Annotated in this window: 21 protein-coding genes and 2 tRNA genes; 4 read left to right on the top strand and 19 right to left on the bottom strand. The window is 67.2% G+C overall.

Going from position 1 to position 14945, the window contains the following annotated elements:
• Positions 1–34: 34 nt before the first annotated feature.
• From J2753_RS10075 to J2753_RS09990, 18 genes are all read right to left on the bottom strand, one after another.
• A complete protein-coding gene (locus tag J2753_RS10075) occupies positions 35–514 on the bottom strand; it encodes a nucleic acid-binding protein (RefSeq protein ID WP_209491880.1) in 480 nt (159 codons plus the stop codon).
• A complete protein-coding gene (locus J2753_RS10070; protein WP_209491878.1) occupies positions 511–762 on the bottom strand; it encodes a ribbon-helix-helix protein, CopG family in 252 nt (83 codons plus the stop codon). The genes J2753_RS10075 and J2753_RS10070 overlap by 4 nt, the downstream gene beginning before the upstream one ends.
• Positions 763–842: 80 nt before the next feature.
• Positions 843–1661: an isopentenyl phosphate kinase gene (locus J2753_RS10065; protein ID WP_209491876.1), complete on the bottom strand. Its 819-nt coding sequence runs from the start codon at positions 1659–1661 to the stop codon at positions 843–845.
• On the bottom strand, positions 1658–2671 hold the full coding sequence (gene mvk, locus J2753_RS10060; protein ID WP_209491874.1) for a mevalonate kinase: 1014 nt from the start codon (positions 2669–2671) through the stop codon (positions 1658–1660). Before mvk ends, J2753_RS10065 begins: the two co-directional genes overlap by 4 nt.
• A 51-nt stretch (positions 2672–2722) precedes the next feature.
• Positions 2723–3100, bottom strand: coding sequence for a cupin domain-containing protein (locus tag J2753_RS10055; protein WP_209491873.1), 378 nt, complete (start codon positions 3098–3100; stop codon positions 2723–2725).
• A gap of 318 nt (positions 3101–3418) precedes the next feature.
• Positions 3419–4174 (bottom strand): 30S ribosomal protein S2, encoded by a 756-nt coding sequence (gene rpsB / locus J2753_RS10050; protein WP_209491872.1) that lies wholly within the window; start codon positions 4172–4174, stop codon positions 3419–3421.
• Positions 4171–5370, bottom strand: a complete 1200-nt coding sequence (eno, locus tag J2753_RS10045) for a phosphopyruvate hydratase (protein WP_209491871.1) — start codon at positions 5368–5370, stop codon at positions 4171–4173. The genes rpsB and eno overlap by 4 nt, the downstream gene beginning before the upstream one ends.
• Positions 5367–5543 carry a DNA-directed RNA polymerase subunit K gene (locus J2753_RS10040; protein WP_209491870.1) on the bottom strand — a complete coding sequence of 59 codons (177 nt, stop codon included), beginning with the start codon at positions 5541–5543 and terminating at the stop codon, positions 5367–5369. The genes eno and J2753_RS10040 overlap by 4 nt, the downstream gene beginning before the upstream one ends.
• Positions 5540–5734, bottom strand: coding sequence for a DNA-directed RNA polymerase subunit N (locus tag J2753_RS10035; protein ID WP_209491869.1), 195 nt, complete (start codon positions 5732–5734; stop codon positions 5540–5542). The genes J2753_RS10040 and J2753_RS10035 overlap by 4 nt, the downstream gene beginning before the upstream one ends.
• A gap of 12 nt (positions 5735–5746) precedes the next feature.
• Positions 5747–6145: a 30S ribosomal protein S9 gene (locus J2753_RS10030; protein ID WP_209491868.1), complete on the bottom strand. Its 399-nt coding sequence runs from the start codon at positions 6143–6145 to the stop codon at positions 5747–5749.
• Positions 6139–6576 carry a 50S ribosomal protein L13 gene (locus J2753_RS10025; protein ID WP_209491867.1) on the bottom strand — a complete coding sequence of 146 codons (438 nt, stop codon included), beginning with the start codon at positions 6574–6576 and terminating at the stop codon, positions 6139–6141. The genes J2753_RS10030 and J2753_RS10025 overlap by 7 nt, the downstream gene beginning before the upstream one ends.
• The gene (locus J2753_RS10020) at positions 6573–6929 is read right to left on the bottom strand and encodes a 50S ribosomal protein L18e (protein ID WP_209491865.1); all 357 of its coding nucleotides are present in this window, start codon (positions 6927–6929) and stop codon (positions 6573–6575) included. The genes J2753_RS10025 and J2753_RS10020 overlap by 4 nt, the downstream gene beginning before the upstream one ends.
• A gap of 153 nt (positions 6930–7082) precedes the next feature.
• Positions 7083–7167: transfer RNA gene (locus tag J2753_RS10015), tRNA-Leu, on the bottom strand.
• A 117-nt stretch (positions 7168–7284) separates the two neighbouring features.
• The gene (locus tag J2753_RS10010; protein WP_209491863.1) at positions 7285–8046 is read right to left on the bottom strand and encodes a DNA-directed RNA polymerase subunit D; all 762 of its coding nucleotides are present in this window, start codon (positions 8044–8046) and stop codon (positions 7285–7287) included.
• Between the two features lie 3 nt (positions 8047–8049).
• Complete coding sequence (locus J2753_RS10005; RefSeq protein ID WP_209491861.1) at positions 8050–8451, bottom strand: 30S ribosomal protein S11; 402 nt, start codon at positions 8449–8451, stop codon at positions 8050–8052.
• Complete coding sequence (locus tag J2753_RS10000) at positions 8448–8975, bottom strand: 30S ribosomal protein S4 (RefSeq protein WP_209491859.1); 528 nt, start codon at positions 8973–8975, stop codon at positions 8448–8450. The genes J2753_RS10005 and J2753_RS10000 overlap by 4 nt, the downstream gene beginning before the upstream one ends.
• Entirely contained in the window at positions 8972–9487 is a 516-nt protein-coding gene (locus J2753_RS09995) for a 30S ribosomal protein S13 (protein ID WP_209491857.1), read from the bottom strand. The genes J2753_RS10000 and J2753_RS09995 overlap by 4 nt, the downstream gene beginning before the upstream one ends.
• 22 nt (positions 9488–9509) lie before the next feature.
• Positions 9510–9594, bottom strand: a tRNA-Ser gene (locus tag J2753_RS09990).
• A gap of 257 nt (positions 9595–9851) precedes the next feature.
• On the opposite strand from J2753_RS09990, the gene J2753_RS09985 reads away from it, so the two are divergent.
• The 4 genes from J2753_RS09985 (at position 9852) to J2753_RS09970 (ending at position 13748) form a co-directional block, all read left to right on the top strand.
• Entirely contained in the window at positions 9852–11183 is a 1332-nt protein-coding gene (locus J2753_RS09985) for a class-II fumarase/aspartase family protein (RefSeq protein WP_209491855.1), read from the top strand.
• A 97-nt stretch (positions 11184–11280) separates the two neighbouring features.
• Positions 11281–12822: a lipopolysaccharide biosynthesis protein gene (locus J2753_RS09980; RefSeq protein ID WP_209491853.1), complete on the top strand. Its 1542-nt coding sequence runs from the start codon at positions 11281–11283 to the stop codon at positions 12820–12822.
• An 88-nt stretch (positions 12823–12910) separates the two neighbouring features.
• Positions 12911–13513 (top strand): hypothetical protein, encoded by a 603-nt coding sequence (locus tag J2753_RS09975; RefSeq protein ID WP_209491852.1) that lies wholly within the window; start codon positions 12911–12913, stop codon positions 13511–13513.
• On the top strand, positions 13491–13748 hold the full coding sequence (locus J2753_RS09970) for a hypothetical protein (RefSeq protein ID WP_209491851.1): 258 nt from the start codon (positions 13491–13493) through the stop codon (positions 13746–13748). Before J2753_RS09975 ends, J2753_RS09970 begins: the two co-directional genes overlap by 23 nt.
• Positions 13749–13760: 12 nt before the next feature.
• Here the strand turns inward: J2753_RS09970 and moaA are convergent, their stop codons facing one another.
• Complete coding sequence (gene moaA, locus J2753_RS09965) at positions 13761–14795, bottom strand: GTP 3',8-cyclase MoaA (protein ID WP_209491849.1); 1035 nt, start codon at positions 14793–14795, stop codon at positions 13761–13763.
• Positions 14796–14945: the final 150 nt, after the last annotated feature.

Below are 14945 nucleotides of genomic sequence, written 5' to 3'. Positions count from 1 at the left end.
CCGACCGGAGTGGTGTCGTACTGAGAACCGGTTGCTACCCGTCGGAATCTTCGCGAAGGATCTCGATACCGTGCTCGACAACCGCGTCGGTGACGAACAGGCTCGTATCGGTCTGCAGCGACCGCATCAACTGAGCGGCTTCGTCCTCAGTCAGTCCACCGCGCCCTGACGCGAGTGCGATGATTCCGATAGAGCCGTGAACCTCGACGCCTGTCTCCGTCGCGGCATCCCTCGCCGCCAAGTCGTCTGTCAGAAGGATGGCGTCTCGATCTGCTGCCACCGCCAAGGCAGCCGCTTCCCCGGCGTCTAACCCGGCTTCGACCCAAGATTCGTCCCCGCCGGCTGTTGCTACTTCGACGGAACGGTCGTCGAACCCTCCAGGAGCGCCGCCGGCCTCCAGTTCGCGACGCACGGACTCCGGAACCACCAGTTCGTCTATGACCTCCGGAAGTTCGAGCGAGTCGATCTCTCCGAGATGAATGAGCGGTCCGGCATCGGTGACGGCGACGATCACGCCGTCGAGCCCCAGCGCACGTCCTCCTCGACGGCCTCGGCCTCTCGCTCCGCACGGCGGAGTCGCTCTTCGCCGACGGACTCCACTGCTTCCGAACGGGATAGCTCCCCGTTCAGGTACCGCGTGGTTGTGAGATCGAGCCACATATCCTCGACCCCCCGCTCCAGCGCCTGTTCGAACACCTCAGACTCCGGAACGCCGCGCGCCTCGGCGATCTCTTGGACGCGCTCTGTGAGATCAGCAGCCATTGTGCGGAGTTGGGCGCTAAGACACTTAACTATCGGGCCAGCCCCCTCATCGCCCGCGGATCGTCGTCCCGGGGCGACTGTCAGTCGTCGCTCCGAATCGTCGTCCCCGGGTTCTCACCGGCCAGAAACGCCCCGATGTCGTCGGGGCCGAACACCGACGCCGGCGCGCCGAGGTCCAGTAGTTCACGCACCTTCGCCGCCATCCCGCCAGTCACGTCGGCGTCGGCATCACTGCCGCCGAGCGCGTCCGCAGCGTCATCGAACGCCGTGATCTCCGGGATCACTTCGTCCTCGGTGTCGAGCACGCCCGGCACCGTCGAACAGAGGCCGACGCGATCCGCGGAGAGGTGCTCCGCGGCGGTCGTGACGATCTCGTCGCCCGAGAGCACCGTCACGCCCTCGCCCTCGGTGGCGATCACGTCGCCGTGGAGCACCGGGACGAAACCCTCGTTCAGCATCGTCGCCGTCTGGTTCATCGGCAGGTCGAGGCCCCCGTCAGCGTCCCGGGATCCCGCCGAAAGCGGGTGGACCGGGAGCGCCGGCACGCCGCGGTCGTGGAGGCGCGAGAGCACGAACTGATTGAGCGTCTTCATCGCGCCGTGGATCGCGATGGCGTCCCCGGCGTCGGCGCTGCCGTCGGTCGTCGTCACGCCCGCCTCGCTTGCGTGGTGGTGGCCGAAGCTCCCGCCGCCGTGGACCACGACCAGCCCCGAGACGTCGCCGCGCTTCAGCGCGTCGGCGATGTCACCAGAACGCGGAGCGTTCTGGTTGCCAGCCGAGAACTGAAAGTTCTCGGCGATGGCGTCGGCGGCGGCGTCGAGCGCTTCGCCGTCCAGAGTCTCCGCGCGGTCCTTCTCGGTGATGACTGAGCCGCCGAGTTTGAGAATCGTCGGGCTCATCGCTCCGCTCGCACCCCCTCGGTCGCGAGTTCGGCCCGGAAGCTCTGCTCACAGCCCGGCGAGTACTCCAGCGCGCGCCGGGTGGCCTGCCCCTCGTCGAGGGCGACGATACAGCCGCCACCACCCGCGCCGGTGAGTTTCGCCCCCAACGCGTCGGCCTCACGTGCGCTCCAGACCATCCGGTCGAGTGAGCGTGAGGAGACGCCCAGCGCCGACAGCAGTCCGTGGTTGAAGTCCATCAGGTCGCCGAGTTCGTCGAGCAGCACGGGGCTCGGATCCTCGTCGGGGTCGGCCGCGGCCAACAGTTCCTCGCCTCTTCGGGTGAGGTCGCCGATGGTCTCGACGGTGTCGGCGGCGAACTCGTACTCCTCCTTGAGCGCGCGCACGCCAGCGACCAGTTTTCCTGTGTCACCCGCCCCGCCGTCGTAGCCGATGACCAGGGGGAGTTCGGGCGCCTCGATGGGTCGGGTATTGTCGCCCTCGACGCGGACGGCGCCGCCCATCGCCGAGCAGTACGTGTCCGCGCGGGAGGCTTCGCCGCCCTGTACGGCTGATTCGGCCTGGTACGCGCGGTCGGCCAGTTCCTCGGGGTCGATCTGTTCGCCGCGGGAGCGGACTGCGGCGTCGATGGCGGCGACGACAACGGCGGCCGAGGAGCCCAGCCCCCCGCCGAGGGGGATGTCGCTGTCGACGGTAATCTCGAAGCCGGCATCGGGGTCGCCGATGGCGTCGCGGGCCTGCGCAACTGCCTCGTCGAGGTAGCCCGTCGCGGCCTCCACGAGGTTCGAGGGCACGTCGACATCCGGATGGTCGTCGGTCTCGGTGCCCCACTCGACGGTGAAGCCGTTCAGCGTGAGGTCTTCGGCCTCGACGCGCACGCGGTCGTCAGCGCGCGGGTCGGCGGTCACCCACGCCCGGCGCTCGATGGCACACGGGACCGCAGGCTCGCCGTACACCACGGCGTGCTCCCCGAACAGGTACACCTTCCCGGGGGCGCTCGAAGTCGTCATGTCCGAACGCTCGCCCTCGGTCGTTACAGTAGTTCCGACTGGGGCCGAGCGCTACGCCTCGGGATCGTACGCTCGCGCGTCGCCGTCGACGGGTGGGGCGCCGAGCGCCAGCACCTCGGCGGTCTCGTCGGCGTCCTCCGGGCAGTACGCGCGGTGGGGACTCTCGGCATCGACGGCGAACAGTTCGTCGGCGCCGAGTTCGAACGTCCGCTCGGGTGTCTCGACCTCGATCTCGCCGGCGATCACGAAAAAGGCCTCCTCCTGCTCCTCGTGGTAGTGGTACGTCAGCGGGAGTTCCTCGCCGGGGTCGGCGCTGTAGCGGTTCAGCGCCACGTGTTCCAGCCCCGCGGCCTCGGTGAGTCGTCGAAGCTCGCAGGGTCGGTCCGGTGCTGGCTCCATCTCGTCGGTACCGACGGTTCGATAGCCCATGCTCTCTCCTTGACCAGCGCCCGCAAAAGCCCGTCGGGGGAACCGATATCAGCGCTGAAAGATGCGGCGGGAGATTTATGCCCCATTGCGAACGGCTAGGGCGGTGGCGGCGCGCCCCACGGCGTGCCGGACGCGACATCCCCGTCGCGTCGTCGCCGAGCGCTACCTCCCCCAACGCGCTCGACGGCCCCACTACCGCCGGTCGAGCCCCCCTCGGCCGGCATTCCCATCCGTCTTTCAAACTGTTCGTAGCTATCTCGAAAGCGAGCGCTGTCGCTACGCGGTTGGCGAAACAGTTGCAGAAGGGGTACAGCGGGTCTAGAGCCCGGCCTCGAAGTCTTCGAGGGCGTAGCCGGGCTCCGCGCCGCGTCGGTCGAGCGTCTCGTTGGCCAGCAGCCAGTAGACGACCGACAGCGCGCGTCGACCCTTGTTGTTGGTCGGGATGACCAGGTCGACGTTCGAGACGGCGTTGTTCGAGTCACACATGGCGATGACGGGGATGCCGACCGTGATGGCCTCCTTCACCGCCTGGGCGTCACCGATCGGGTCGGTGACGACCACGACGTCCGGCTCGATGTAGCCGTCGTACTTCGGGTTCGTCAGGGTGCCCGGGATGAACCGACCCGTGCGTGCGCGGGCGCCGATGGCGTCCGCGAACTTCTCGGCCGGGAACCGGCCGTACTGCCGCGAGGAGGTGACGAGCACCTGCTCGGGGTTGTAGTTGGACAGGAACTCCGCGGCGGTGCGGATGCGCCCGTCGGTCTGGCTCACGTCGAGCACGTACAGACCGTCGTCACGGACGCGGTGGATGAACCGCTCCATGTCCTTGGTCTTCTGCTGGGTCCCGATGTGGACCCCAGCGGAGAGGTAGTCCTCGACCGGAATGAGGAGGTCGGCCTCCTCGCCCTCCGGCATGACGTTCTCGTCGAACCGGGACTCCTCGTCGGCCTCGTCGGCCGTTGCTGTTTCTGCCTCGGCGTCCGAGGCGGTCTCTGCCGCCGCTTCGGACTCGGTGACCTCGTCGGTCACGTCCTCCTCGGCGGGTTCTGTCTCGTCGTTCTCGCTTTCGCTCATACAGCGTCCTCCGCGATGCGGATGAGTTCGTTGAGTTTGGCGGTTCGCTCGCCACCGACGGTGCCCGTCTTGATGAACGGGGCGCCCGTCGCCACGGCGAGGTGTGCGATGGTCGTGTCCTCGGTCTCTCCCGAGCGGTGGGAGATCACGGGCGTGAACCCGTTGCGGGTCGCGGTCTCGATGGCGTCGACCGCCAGCGAGAGCGTCCCGATCTGGTTGGGCTTGATCAGGATGCTGTTGCCAGCCCCCTGCTCGATGCCCTGCTGGAGGCGCTCGGTGTTGGTGACGAACAGATCGTCACCGCAGATGAGCGCCTCGCTACCCACTCGCTCGGTGAGTGCCGCGAAGCCCTCGTAGTCGTTCTCCTCCAGCGGGTCCTCGACGTAGGCCAGATCGTACTCGTGGACCAACTCAGCCACGTAGTCGATCTGCTCCTCGGGACTCCGGCTGGTCTCGCCGTACTGGTAGGCGTCGCCGTCCCAGAGCTCCGAGGCGGCGATGTCGAGGCCGAAGCTGATGTCGAACCCGACCTCCTCGGCGACCTGGTCACAGGCCGCCGCGACGATCTCGAACGCTTCCGAGTCGTCGATTGCGGGCGCCCACGCACCCTCGTCACCTTTGGCGGCGGGGATGCCGCGCTCGGTGAGCAGGTCGCCGACGGTCTCGTGGACCGCGGCGTTGGCGAAGGCGGCCTCCGCGACGGAGGGCGCCCCGACAGGGGCGGCGAGGAACTCCTGAATGTGGGTCGCGTCGGCGGCGTGCTCGCCGCCGCCCACGACGTTACCCAGCGGCACCGGGAACTGGTCGCCCCGGAACGCGCCGCCGAGATGCTGGTACAGCGGCGCCCCGAGCACGTCGGCGCCGGCCTTCGCGGCCGCCATCGAGATGGCGACCGCGCTGTTGGCGCCGATCTCCGAGAACTCCTCGGTGCCGTCGGCGCCACGCAGCGCGGCGTCGACCTCACGCTGGTTCCCCGCGTGGACCGTCTCCACGAGACGGGGGACCGCGTGCTTGCGGGCCGCGGCGATGGCCTCGTTCGGCGGGAGCTCGATTGCCTCGTGCTCGCCGGTGCTGGCTCCCGAGGGAGCCGTCGCGCGGCCGAAGCCGCCAGACACCGTGAGCACGTCGGCCTCGACCGTGGGGTTGCCACGGGAGTCGAGCACGCGCCGGAGCGAGACGCCGCTGATACGCGTCATTTGCCCTCCCGTCGGACGGTGAAGGGCAGGACACCGGCGTCGTACTCCTCAGCGGCGATGAGGTACGGCTCGGTTCGTCCTGTCTCCACCAGCACCGGAGCGCCGTACGATAGCTGCAGCGCTCGGGCGCCGATGATGCGGGCCTTCTCGTACCGGTTGAACTCGGTGCTCATTGGTAGGGTGAGACCACGTCGACGAGGTCGCGGTGGCTGACCATCATGCGCCGGCAGCAGTGCCGGTCGACGCCCAGCTCGTCGAGGACCTTTGCGGGGTCCTCGTCGCCTTCGCGACCGCGCTCTTTGAACTCTTCCCAGTGTTCACCGATGACGTTGCCGCACGTGAAACACCGGACTGGTATCATCATGGGTGGATCACCTCAGCGGTAGGACTTCTGGTAACGGGCACGCGCACCGGGCCCGCCCCACTTCTTCGGCTCGGACTGCCGGGAGTCGTTGACCAGCAGCGAGCGGTCGAACTCCATGTAGGCGTCGCGGAGTTCGGCGTCCTGCAGGTGCTGGACCAGCCCACGCGCGATGGCGGTGCGGGCGGCGTCAGCCTGCCCGGCGAAGCCGCCGCCGGAGATCGACACGTCGATGTCGACCTGCGTGCGGAGGTCGTCGCCGGCGATGCGGAACGGCTCCAGCATCTTCAGCTGCGAGAGTTCGGGTTCGACCAGCTCGACGGGCTGGGAGTTGATGCGAACGCGACCCTCGCCCTCGCTCACGGTGGCGCGGGCGACGGCCGTCTTCTTCTTACCGGACGTGTTCGTTACCATGTCTTGTTGGCGCCGAGGTTCTCGGAGATCTCACCGAGCGAGGTGAACTTGATGTTCGAGAGTCGGTTCAGCGAGGTACCCTCGAGCACCTCACCGTCGCGGTCGTGGGGGTTGCCCACGTAGACGCGCACGCTCTCGAAGGCCTCGCGGCCACGGTCCTGCTTGTACGGCAGCATCCCGCGCACGGCCCGCTTGAAGATGCGGTCCGGACGCTTGGGGTAGTAGGGCCCCGAGTCCGAGCCGAGGTTCACGCGGGTGCGGTAGGTCTCCATCGTGGCGTCCTCGTTGCCTGTGATGACGGCCTCCTCGGCGTTGATGATGGCGACGCGGTTGCCGTCGAGGGCGCGCTGTGCGACCTCGCTGGCGACACGTCCCATGATGCAGTCACGGGCATCGACGACGACGTCGGCCTCCCACTCGGCGACGCTCATCGGATCACCCGCACGTTGCTACCTTCGGGGTTGTCTTCGAGTATCTGTTCGAGCTGCACCGCCTCGCCGACCTGATCGATCTTCTTCCGGGCGGTCCCGGAGAAGCTGACGGCGGCGACGGTGACGTCCTTCTGGAGCACACCGCTGCCGAGCACTTTGCCCGGCACGATGACGGTCTCGTCTTCCTGCGCATAGCGCTCGATGCGGCCCAGGTTGACCTCGGCGTGCGTGCGACGCGGCTTCTCGAGCCGCTCTGCTACGTCGGCCCACACGTTGGCGCCGACGTCACGCGAGACCGACTTGAGCTCAGCGATGAGGCTCCCTAGTCTCGGGTTCGTCTTGTTGCTACTCATGGATTAACCTCTAGCGTGGAGTTGCCTCCGGAAAACTGAGAATGCAGGGAGCAGGATTTGAACCGGAGCGAGACCTCGCTACGCTCGGTCTCACAGGGTTCGAATCCGTCCCCGTGCATTGCCACGGCTCTCCCGTTCGGTCGAGCCGAGAAATGCAGGGAGCAGGATTTGAACCTGCGGACCTCTACAGGACAGCGCCCTGAACGCTGCGCCGTTGGCCTGACTTGGCTATCCCTGCCTGCACTCTCAGTTACTGGATGTCCCTTGAAAGCGGTTTCGGTCCGCCCCCACGAACTGTCGGCGCCGGGGCTCCCGGTTCGGGGGCTGGCGTCGGGGTGTCGTGGGTGTCGGGTCATCAGACTGCGACTTTCTCTTGTAGTTCGTCCGCGCGCTCCTCGATGGAGTCGATCCCGCGGAGCACCAGTTCCTCGACCGTCATGGAGCCGTCCGTCTCCACGTGGAAGACGAACGCCCCGGGAACGTCCTCGACTTCGAGTTCCTTGCCGGGGTAGCGCTCGGTCAGGTCGTTGTCGAACTCGTCGGTGTGGACCAGCTCACCCTCCTCGGTCTCGATGACCCCGCGGAGGATGTTGGTCTCCTCGTCGTCGAACTCGCCACGGTCGCCGACGACCGACACCTTCTGCAGGTGGCGGTAGCCGACTGCCACGCCGCCGGACTGCTTGGCGTGGCTCTTGGCGTCGTCGAGCACCGCGTCGGCTTCCAGCTCGATGCGCTGGTTCTCGCCGCCGGGGTTCTCCTTGAGTTCGATGATTGGGATGTTCTCGTCGGCCGGCTGCACGTCAGGGTCCGAGGACTCGATGTCCCCGGAGTACGCCGTGCCGGGTCCCTCGACGTCGAGCGCGAGGGTGACGGTGTCACCGTACTCGAAGTCGTCGGGCGTCGCCAGCGGGACAAGCCCGAGTCGGAGCCCGATCATCTCGTCGAACATCACCGAGGAGTTCTCGACCATCCGGACGGTGTCGATCGAGAGCGTCGGCACGTCCGCGACCATCGCCCGGCGAAGCCCGTTGGCGAATGCCGGGGTCAGCCCACGCACGAGGATCCGCGCCTCGCGATCGTCGCCCTGGATGAACTCGACGTCGAATTCGTCTGCCATGTGTTACAGTCGGTTCTTCTTGGGTGCGCGCGTCCCGTCGTGCGGGAGCGGAGTGACGTCCTCGATACGGCCGATCTCCAGCCCTGCCCGGGCGAGCGCGCGAATCGTCGCCTGCGCGCCCGGACCGGGGGACTTCGTGTCATTGCCGCCAGGACCGCGAACGCGAACGTGGACGCCGCCGATGCCGGCGGCCTTCACGTCGTCGACGACCGCTTCGGCCATCTGCATGGCCGCGTACGGCGACGCCTCGTCGCGGTTCTGCTTCACGACCTTCCCACCGGAGGACTTGGCGACGGTTTCTGCGCCCGTCGCGTCCGTCACGGTGATCAGCGTGTTGTTGAACGACGCGAACACGTGTGCGATGCCCCACTTCTCGCCGTCTGCTGTGGTCTCGCTCTCGCTCATTCTTGTTCCTCCGCGCGTGCGGGGTGGAGTTCGTCAGCCAGCACGGAGTTCTCGTCGAACTCGATGCTGTCCTCCTCGGCGACGGTCACGAACTTCGAGGGTGCCGTAACGCGGGCACCGTCGACGGTGACGTGGCCGTGGACGAGGAACTGACGGGCCTGCTGGGGCGTCGACGCCAGCCCCTTTCGGTAGACGACAGTCTGGATACGACGCTCGAGCACGTCGGTCTCGTCGAGGGTCAACACCTCGGAGATGTCGTCTGCCTCGTTGAGAATGCCGATCTTCTTGAGACGGGCGACGAACTCCGCGCCCTGCTCGTTCGCTTCCTCGACGTCGCCCTGTGCGGCGCCGAGCAGGCGTCGAGCCTCACGGCGGAAGTCGCGCAGACGCGACTGTGCGCGCCAGAGCTCTTCCTTGCTCTCGAGGCCGTAGCGGTCGACCAGCCCGGACTCCTCGGCGATGCGCTCGCCCTGGAACGGGTGGTTCGGGGTCTCGTAGCGTTTGGTTGCGTTTCCGGTCGTCATTCTTCCTCACCGCCTTCTTCTTCCATCTCCTCGCGGATCTCCTCGATGTTGACCCCGATGGTCCCCTCGGTTCGACCCGTGGACTTGGTCCGCTGGCCGCGGACCTTCTTGCCGCGCTCGTGGCGGATGCCCTTGTAGGAGCTAATCATCTGCATTCGGTTGATGTCATGGCGCCGGGATTCCTCGAGGTCGCTCCCGGTCTCGTGGGTGGTCTCGCCGGAGAAGAAGTCCTTCTGCCGGTTGGCCATCCACGTGGGAACGTACTCATCGAGGCTCTCGACGACCTCGACGACGCTGTCGATCTCGTCGTCGTCGAGGCGCCCGAACGTCGCCTGCCGATTGACTTCGGCCTTGTCGGCGACGATGCGCGCCATGCGCTTGCCGATTCCTTTGAGTTCACTGAGGGACCGCTCGACGGATTTAGTACCATCCAGGTCGGTCTGCCCGATCCGGACGAAGTACTGGAGGTCCTCATCCTCCGTCTCGCCGTCCGCTGGTTCTTCTGCACTCATATCTGGTTGTTGTCGGTGCGAGCGTTGCGGCGGGGATTTGAACCCCGGAGGCTGTGCGCCACAGAGTTAGCAACCCTGCGCCTTGGGCCAGGCTAGGCTACCGCAACCCGCGTGCTGGTATCGTCGCCCGTCGTCGGACTCGGGACCCGGCGCCCCTACAGTTCACTACACCCTTCGCTTTCCGGACTATCTACTTAAACATCACGGAACGGGGGAGGGTGTGGGAGGGACCAACACCGACGACGGCGGCGGGCCGACCCGCCGACGGGGCGTCGATGCCCTGATCGGCCGGCGGTCGCGGCCTTCACCACGCACCCTGGCCGGCAGGGGTGGATTTACGCCGCTCGCCCGGGAGTCGACGCCCATGCCCACCCATCTCGACGGCGCGCTGTTCGGCGACGCGTTCGCCACGCCTGAGACCCGTGACATCTTCTCCCAGTCCGGCTTCGTCGAGCGATTCCTCCGCGTCGAGGCCGAACTCGCGCTCGCACAGGCCGAGGCAGGAGTGATCCCGGCCGACGCCGCCGAGACCATCGCCGACGGATTCGACGCCGATCTGACCGACGACGACCTCGCGGCCCACACCGGCCCGGGAAAGATTTTCAGCGTCGTGATCCTCGACGCGTGGCGCGAGACGCTGCCCGACGACGCCGCGCGCTACGTCCACTGGGGGGCGACCACGCAGGACATCTCCGACACCGCGCTGGTCCTCCAACTCCGCGAGGCCATCGACCTGTTCCTCGATGACCTGCTCGGAATCCGCGACGCCGCGGCCGCCCTCGCGCGCGAGCACCGCGACACGCCCGCGGTCGGGCGCACGCACCACGTCCATGCAACACCCGTGACGATGGGCCTCCAGTTCGCCTCCTGGGTCGACGAGATCGACCGCCGGATCGCCCGCCTCGACGCCGTCCGGGAGCAGGTCTCGGTCGTCGAGTGTTTCGGCGCCACCGGGACCCTCGCCTCGCTCGGCGGCGATGGCCTCGCAGTCCAGCAGAACCTCGCCGACCGCCTCGATCTCTCGGTGCCGGACGTGGCGTGGTTCGCTGCCCGCGACCGGATCACCGAGGTCACGAACGCGCTCGCGACGGCCGCGGGGACGCTCGCCCGCATCGCTCGGAACGTCCTCCTCCGGAACCGTTCCGAGGTCGGCGAACTCCGAGAGCCGATCCCGGAGGGCGCCGTCGGTAGCAGCACGATGCCCCACAAGCGCAACCCCGTGCGCTCCCAAGCCGCGGTCGGCCTCGCGGGCCGCGTCCGGCGTGCCGCCCACGAGATGACGGGCCTGCAGGCCGGCTACGACGAGCGCGACTACGCGACGTGGCTCCCGGAGTTCGCCGTCGTCCCGGAGGCCTGCATGGCGTTCGGCCGCCTCGTGCGGAACGGCCGCGAGGTCGTCGAAGGCTTGGATACCGACGCCGACGCCGCCGAACGGAACCTCCGGCACCACGGCGGCCTCGTCGCCTCCGAGGCGGTCGCGATGGCGCTGGCCGAACGCGTCGGGAAGGCAGATGCTCACCATATCGTCCACGAGATCGCGACCGCGGCGATGCAGGGCGAGGAGTCGTTCGCGGCGCTGCTCAGGGCCGACGAACGCGTAATCGAGCACCTCTCTGACGCCGAAATCGACCGACTCACCGATCCGACCGACTACACGGGGCTCGCGGGGCGGCTCGTGGACCGAACGCTGGACTGACCGAACGCTGGACTGACCGAACGCTGGACTGACACGCAGCCGAAACGATCCGCGACGGACCGCCGGGCTTATTCGGGCGTTTCCAGTAGCCGGCGGCGTGCCTTCCGACGAGTCACCCGAGGACGAAGCCGTCGACGACGTGACTCGTCGACTCGACGATGCGCTGGAGCGAGTCGCCCACGGCGCCGCCGTCTCCGTGCCGAGCATCCTCCTCCAGCGCGGCCTCACGGTTGCGTTCACCGCCGCGCTCACGAACGGCCTCGGCGCGGCGCCGTACGGCCTGTTCGCGCTCGCGCGCCGCAGCCAGCGCTTCCTCTCGCGGATCGTGCTGGGCTTTCGCAACGGCCTGAGTCGCTTCCTCCCGACCGCCGATCAGGAGGAGCGCAACGCGCTGGCGACGTTCGCCGCGTTGCTGTTGCTCGGGGTCTCTGCGGTCTTCGGGACGGGCCTGTTTCTCGTGGCGCCGCGGGCCACCTCGATGGCCGGCCAGAGCCAGCAGTTCGAACTGCTGCTCCGCGTGTTCGCGCTGGGGATGCCCGCGAGCGTCTGGCTCTTTACGGTCACTGAAGTCCTGCGGGGGATCGAGGAAGTCGCGCCGCTGAACCTCACGCTCCGGCTGCTCTACCCCGCGGCCCAGTTACTCGTCGGCGTCGTCGGCGCGTTCGTCGTCGGCGACATCGCCTTCGTCGCCGGCGGCGTGCTGGCGGTGATGGGGCTCACCGGCGTCGGCGCCGCAGTCTGGATCGTCCGAGCGCGCGGGTTCCGCCCCCGACTCAGGGGCCCCGGCCTCGCCGCACTGCGCCGTCGCTATCTCGACTACACGATCCCGCTCTTTTTCGGGGGAATCGCCACCACGACCCAGCGACTGGGGTTCTACCCCCTGATCGCCGTGCTCCTCACGGGCGTCGCGGGCGGCGTGTTCTCCGTCGGCGTACTGGTTTCACAGCTCGTCCGGCTCCCCCTCATGGCGATCAATCAGTTCATCCCCCCGGTCGCGGCCGCGCTCAACGAGCAGGGCCACGAGGCGGCGCTCTCGCGGCTCTACCACGTCACCAGCCGCCTCGTGCTCGTCGGCGTCGTCGCCGCCGCGGTCCCGGTGGTGATCTACCGTCAGACGGTGATGGCGGCGTTCGGCCCGACGTTCACCGCGTACGCGCCGCTGCTGGTGCTGTTCGTGTTCGCCCAGATCGCTGCCTGCGCGGCCGGGAGCGTGGGGATCCTGCTGCGCATGACCGACCACCAGCAGGCGCTGCTGGTCACGAACGTCGCGATTACGGCCGTGTTGGCGGTGGTCGCCATCCCGCTCACCATCGAGTTCGGCCTCGTGGGCGTCGTCTGGAGCTACCTGCTGATGCTCACGCTGAACAACGGCGTCGAGGTGGCAGTACTCTACCACCTGGAGGGCCTCCAGCCGTTCACGAAACGGCACAGCTTCCCGGTCATCGCGGCGGTGCCGTTCGCAGCCGTCGCGCTCATGGCCCGCGCGCTTGCGCCGGGTGTCGTCGGCGCCGTCGTCGGGACGGTGCTGGGGCTGGCGGCGTTCGCGGCGACGCTCCGAGTGCTGGGGTTCACGCCGGTGGAGCGCCGGCTGGCGTCGACGCTGGCCGAGCGCTACGGGGAGCTGGTTCCGGGTTGGTAGGATATCGGCCAGCCTCTCGTCTCGATACGTTGAACCCTCTCAGACTGTCGCCCGACCGATTTATCCACCCGACAACCGAGAGGCGTATATGGGCGGGATCGAGCTTCGAGGGGGCACGCTACTCGTTGACCGCGAGCCGAACCACCTCGACGAACTGGCGATGGAGTTCTCCGAGATCCTGTACGAGTTCGATATCGAACACGTGTACGTCGCTGGATACGTCTCGATTCTTGCAGGACGTGCTCGCTCGACCGAGGACGTCGTTGTCCTCATCGAGAAAACCGACGAGACGAGAATCGAGCGACTCGCTACCAGACTCGACGAGGAGAGGTTCTGGGGTGCAGCTATGCCGCTTTCGTCGATGTACGAAATGCTCTCACACGGCGATAATCTCTGGGTGGCGCCACAGGATCAGGTCACGCCGCATCTCGAAGTGAAGTTCGTGGGCGACGAGTTCGACCGTGCGTCCCTCGCAAACGCGATTACCGCGAAGATTGGCGGTCACAGCATCCCCATCGGCCCGTTGGAACTCCAGATTGCCTACAAGCTCTACTTGGGAGCCCAGAAAGACCTCGAAGACGCGGTCCATCTGTACACCCTTTTCGAGCAAAGCCTTAGTGTCGCACGGCTCGAAGAGTGGGTACGCCGACTCGGCGTCGAGAGCGAGTATGACCGACTCAAACGAGCCTGACGACCTGCGCGAGAAACACGAGCGGAACCGAGAGCAGCGCATTGGGGCGGTTAAGCGATGGGTGGCGTACATCAAGTCCGAACCACCGGAGAAATGGGGGCCCCAGCAGAACGCCGTCGTTAACGACCAACTCGAATCCGCACAGAACGTCCAGACCTCGGCAGCACACAAGCAGTACGTCCAAGACGTGGCAGCAGAGATCGCGGAGGGAGCCGACGACGGTTCCGAAAACTAGCTAACGGTCGGCTCAGTCCGCGGCGCCGGTCGAGATGTACTTCTCGTTGATCTCGTACTCGCCGCGGTCGTTCTCCACGAGATACTCGCCGTAGTAGGGGACCCGTTCGGCGACGACCTGCTCGAACGCCTCGCGGATCTCCTCGCGGCTCATCTCGCCCATCGACTGCAGGTCGTCGTTGCGGTTGAGACAGCCCTTGAGGTAGCCCTCGTGGGTCACCCGGACCCGGCCGCAGTTGGCACAGAAGTTCGCGTTCTCGACTGGGTCGACGATTTCGACCATCCCGCCCTGAAAGCCGTCGAGGTCGGACGGCTCGGGCGCGGCCGCCACGGAGTCGGCGGTCTCGGGGTTGACGAAGTAGCGCTTGCGGTCGTGCATCTCGCGGTGTTCGACGTGCTCGGCGATGTCCGCGAGCCAGTCGTGGACGCGCTGGATGTCGATGTTCCACTCCGGCCGGCCCGTGAGTTCGGGCATGTACTCGATGAGCTGGAGCTGGAGCCCCTCGTTCTCGGCGACGTGTTCGACCATCCCCTCGACGAAGCCCGCGGTGTGTTCGAACACGACCATGTTCAGCTTCACGGGTGCGAGGTCGGCGTCGACGGCGGCCTGGACGCCCTCCATCACCTTGTCGTAGGCGCCGGACTTCGTGATCTCGGCGAACTCGTCGGGGTCGAGCGCGTCCTGGGAGACGTTCACGCGGTCGAGGCCCGCCTCTTTCAGGTCCTCGGCGCGCCCGGGGAGGAACGTGCCGTTGGTGGTCATGGAGACCTCCATCGAGTCTGGCGTGCGCCGGATGATCTCCTCTAAGTCCTGTCGGAGCATCGGTTCGCCGCCGGTGAGTTTCACCGAGTCGACGCCGTACTCCGCGACGACTTCGAGAAAGCGAACCACGTCGTCGGTGTCCATCTCGTCGTCGCCCGGCTCCATCGGTCCGCGCGTGTCGCCCAGCCCCTCGTTGTGACAGTAGACACAGTCGAAGTTACACCGGTCGGTGAGTGACACACGGACCCCCGTGACCTCACGACCGAACTCGTCCGAGAGCGGCATTGCTAGAGGAAGCGCCCGGATGGGCTTAAGCCTCCGGGTGCTGGCATCGAAAATGTGACTGCTTATGGTTACATCTCGCTCGCGGTGGCGGCGTCGATGGGTACGAAATCGTTCCAGACGCGGTTCGGTTCGGGGAGCCGGCTTCAAAAC

The organism is Halolamina salifodinae (assembly GCF_017874235.1).
GTDB classification, from domain to species: domain Archaea; phylum Halobacteriota; class Halobacteria; order Halobacteriales; family Haloferacaceae; genus Halolamina; species Halolamina salifodinae.
The sequence above is the reverse complement of the archived record's forward strand: the minus strand, read 5'-3'. Positions and strand labels throughout refer to the sequence as shown.